The organism is Pseudomonas sp. 05N434, from assembly GCF_056396965.1.
Genome location: NZ_JBFTMK010000477.1, coordinates 1 through 3,921, shown reverse-complemented (window position 1 = coordinate 3,921; position 3,921 = coordinate 1). Strand labels below are relative to the sequence as shown.

Here is a 3,921-nt window from a genome sequence, read left to right as displayed (position 1 = left end):
CTTGTATCGGCGTGTTACAGAAACGCACCAGATCCCGATTTCACTGTCTGATCTTTCGACAGTCGCCGAACAATTGACTGTCGCCTGCCAGCGTCGCTGGTGTGGCTCACTCGCGGTCCAGGAGGCCGCCATGCTCTGTCGAAAACAGCTCCGCCATATTCTGCTGATCGTTCTATCGGGATTGTTTCTTGGTGCGTGCGTGCCCTATTCCGATGGCGACAGCTACTACCGCTCGGATGTCTACACGTCCCCAGCGCCGTATTACTCCGATGGTGGTTACTACACAGCTCCGCGCAGGTATTACTCGCCGCCTGCACGGTATTACCAGCCATCGCCACGTTATTACTACCAGCCGCGGGTTTATCAACCGGCACCGCGCTATTACGACTACCGCGGCAACCAGAGTCGCGGATGGGACCGTCATGACCGCGGTGGTTGGGATGGTCGTCGCGACGGTTGGGATGGTCGTAGTCGCGGCAACTGGAACGACGATTCCCGGGGCCACAGTGGACGGGATCACCATGGCGGAAGAGGCGATCATGGCGATAACGATGGTCGAGGCGGCCGTCGCTAACTCCTCAATAGAAAGCGGCGCTTGAAGCGCCGCTTTTTTGTGCCCGGATTTCAGTATTCCGACAGATCGGCCAACGGATGCCGACCTTCCCAGACCTTGTGAAAATGCGCTTCCACCGCCGCCTCCGGCACCGTGTTGATATCCGGCCAGTGCCAGTGAGGTTTCTGGTCCTTGTCGATCAACCGCGCGCGCACGCCCTCGCTGAATTCCGGATGACGGCAGCAATTGAGGCTCATGGTGTATTCCATCTGAAAGACTTGAGCCAGCGACAGGTGCCGGGCGCGGGCGATCTGTTCCCACACCAGATGAGCGGTCAGGGGCGAGCCTTCAATCATGGTGCAGGCCGCACGACTGAGCAGCGGGTCTTTATGAACGCGTAGCGCACTGATGGCCTTCCAGGCACAACGAACGTCGCTGACATCCAGCAACTCGTCGATCTGCTGGCGTCGCGGCAGCCACTGCGCTTCGGGCATTTTTACGAGCGCTTCTTGTTGCAAGGCCTTGAGCAGACTGTTGAGCTGCATGGCGGTCTGTTCCTGCCAGTTCAATTGCAGCAAACCTTCGATCAGCTCCGGCTGTTGTTGATCGAGCAAAAAGCGGTCCGCGAGGTCCAGATCGATTGCATCGCGACCGTTCATCCGGGCGCCGGTCAAGCCGAGAAACAATCCGAGCTTGCCGGGCAGCCGCGACAGAAACCAGCTGGCGCCGACGTCCGGGTACAAACCGATACTGATCTCCGGCATCGCCAATCGGCTGCTCGGCGTGACAACCCGAATGCCCGCCCCTTGCAGCAGCCCCATGCCGCCGCCCAGCACGTAACCATGACCCCAGCAGATCAACGGTTTCGGGTAGGTGTGCAACTTGAAGTCGAGGCGATATTCTGCCGCGAAGAAGTGCGCAGCCAAGGGCGGTACTTCCCCGGGATGGGCGCGACACGCTTCCACCAGACTGCGCACTTCACCGCCGGCGCAAAAGGCCTTGTCGCCATTGCCGCGCAGCAGTACACAAACGATCTGTGGTTCCTTGGCCCAGGCGTCCAGTTGATCGCGCAAGGCGTTGATCATCGGCAAGGAGAGGGCGTTGAGGGACTTTTCGGCATCCAGGCTGGCGATGCCGATGCGTGCGCCGTCGGTGCCGGTGAGTTCTTCGAAGTGCAGATTCATCATGACCTCGATCGGGAATTTGAGCGTTCAGTATGATCGCTCTATAGGAAAATGCCGGATCTGCGTCAGATCAATTGACAAGCGTGATGGGCTTTCCTAGGGTTCGCCCCATTGTTTTTGCCGGATGTAACCATGACTGCTGACGACCGTATCAAACTCGAACCGAGCTGGAAGGAGGCCCTCCGTGCCGAATTCGACCAGCCTTACATGGCAGAGTTGCGCACTTTCCTGCAACAGGAACGCGCGGCGGGCAAGGAGATCTATCCGCCGGGACCGTTGATTTTCAATGCGCTCAATTCCACGCCGCTGGACAAGGTCAAGGTGGTCATCCTCGGGCAGGATCCATACCACGGCCCGGGTCAGGCCCATGGGCTGTGCTTTTCGGTGCAGCCGGGTGTACCGGCGCCGCCGTCGCTGGTGAACATCTATAAAGAGTTGAAACGCGACCTGAACATCGACATCCCCAACCATGGCTACCTGCAGAGTTGGGCGGAGCAGGGCGTGTTGATGCTCAATACCACCATGACCGTGGAGCGGGCGAATGCCAACGCCCACGCGGGCAAGGGCTGGCAGCACTTTACCGACCGGATTATCGAAGTGGTCAGCGAGCACCAGCCGCATCTGGTGTTTTTGCTGTGGGGCGCGCATGCCCAGAGCAAGCAGAAACTCATCGACGCCACCAAGCATTTGGTATTGACGTCGGTTCACCCGTCACCGCTGTCCGCTTATCGCGGCTTCCTCGGGTGCGGGCATTTCAGTCGGGCGAACAAGTTTCTGGAACAGAATGGCGAGACGCCGATCGAGTGGCGGTTGCCGCCGGTGTGAAGAGTGTGAAGAGTGTGGCGAGGGGGCTCATATCAGACGGAATCCGGCTCCCGGTTCCAATACCTGAACAACGGCTCTGCCAAAAACAACACGAACAACAGCCGCATCACCTGCATCGCCGTCACCAGCGGTACCGATAGTTGCAGGGTTTCAGCCGTCAAACTCATCTCGGCAATCCCGCCGGGCATCATGCCCAGCGTCAGCGAACGCAGATCCAGATGGGTCAATACACTCAACCCCAGTGCCGCCAGCGTGGCGATCAACATGGTCAACACCGTGCCGATCAGGGTCCGGCCCATGAAGGACGGTGCCCGTCGGAAGAACTGTCGATTGAAGTGGCAGCCCAACCCGCTGCCGATCAGCCACTGGCCGATCTGACTGCCGCCGTTGGGCAAGCCGATGTGCAGGTCCCAACCAATGCTCACTGCCGCACTCACCAGCAACGGCCCGAACAGCCAGGGGTTGGGTTGCCGCAGGCGCTCCCAGATCCAGGCGGCCAGGGCGCCCGCCGGGAACAGAAGGGCCAGCCACCACCAGTTGACGGTCGCTGCATGCAAGGCCGGCGCACCGTCGCCCAACAGATACTTGAACGCCGCTGGCACACACAGCACCACCACCAGCACCCGCAAGCTTTGTCCCGCCGCGACACGGCTGAGCACCGCGCCATTGCGGGCGCCGAGGTTGACCATCTCCCCGGAGCCACCGGGCATGCTGGAAAAGAACGCCGTGGCGCGATCTTCGCCGGTACGCCGCATCAACCAGACCCCGACCACCGCGGACAGGCTGGTGACCAACGCACCGAAGAAGATCAGACCGAAGTGGCTCAGCACCTGCTCCATCACCACCGGGGTGAAGTGCAGGCCGATGCCGATGCCGACAACCCACTGGCCGCACTTGCGCCCGCCAGGGATTTCCGCCAGTTGCCAGGGTGTCAGGCAGCGCACGAGGATGATCGCCAGTAACGAGCCGACCATCCACGGTAGAGGCCAGCCGATCTGGCTGGCGAGGTAACCGCCCAGCAGACCGACCAGCGGTGTACCCCACCAGGCTTTGAAGGGTGTTCGATCAGGCATCGGCGATAGCGCGCCGGGCGACCGAACGTTTGCGCCAGATGCGCAGCAGCGGCATCAGCAACATGATGGCAGTCAGCACCCAGCAACCGAACGTGATCGGGCTCGACCAGAGGATTTCCAGTGCACCGTTGGAAATCGACAGCGCGCGACGCAGGTTCTGTTCCATCAGACCACCGAGGATGAAGCCCAGCAGTACCGGCGACAACGGGAAGTCCAGCTTGCGCAGGATGTAGCCGAAGATGCCGATGCCGATCATCAGGAACAGGTCGAAGGTGGTGGCGTGTAC

The 3,921-nt window shown here is 60.7% G+C and carries 4 protein-coding genes and 1 pseudogene; 2 read left to right on the top strand and 3 right to left on the bottom strand.

The annotated features are described in order from the left end of the window. Positions 1 to 130 precede the first annotated feature (130 nt). The gene (locus AC1DLB_RS23820; RefSeq protein WP_082920899.1) at positions 131 to 574 is read left to right on the top strand and encodes a hypothetical protein; all 444 of its coding nucleotides are present in this window, start codon (positions 131 to 133) and stop codon (positions 572 to 574) included. 50 nt (positions 575 to 624) lie between these two features. Here the strand turns inward: AC1DLB_RS23820 and AC1DLB_RS23815 are convergent, their stop codons facing one another. Further along, a complete protein-coding gene (locus AC1DLB_RS23815) occupies positions 625 to 1,737 on the bottom strand; it encodes an enoyl-CoA hydratase/isomerase family protein (RefSeq protein WP_086944827.1) in 1,113 nt (370 codons plus the stop codon). Positions 1,738 to 1,869: 132 nt separating this feature from the next. Between AC1DLB_RS23815 and ung the strand changes: the two genes are divergently transcribed. After that, positions 1,870 to 2,562 (top strand): uracil-DNA glycosylase, encoded by a 693-nt coding sequence (ung, locus tag AC1DLB_RS23810; RefSeq protein WP_019580851.1) that lies wholly within the window; start codon positions 1,870 to 1,872, stop codon positions 2,560 to 2,562. A gap of 32 nt (positions 2,563 to 2,594) precedes the next feature. Here ung and AC1DLB_RS23805 read toward each other — a convergent pair whose 3' ends face one another. Further along, positions 2,595 to 3,635 (bottom strand): AbrB family transcriptional regulator, encoded by a 1,041-nt coding sequence (locus AC1DLB_RS23805; RefSeq protein ID WP_018926794.1) that lies wholly within the window; start codon positions 3,633 to 3,635, stop codon positions 2,595 to 2,597. Continuing rightward, a pseudogene (locus AC1DLB_RS23800) lies at positions 3,628 to 3,921 on the bottom strand (tripartite tricarboxylate transporter permease); the annotation flags it as partial. The gene AC1DLB_RS23805 and the pseudogene AC1DLB_RS23800, both read right to left, overlap by 8 nt.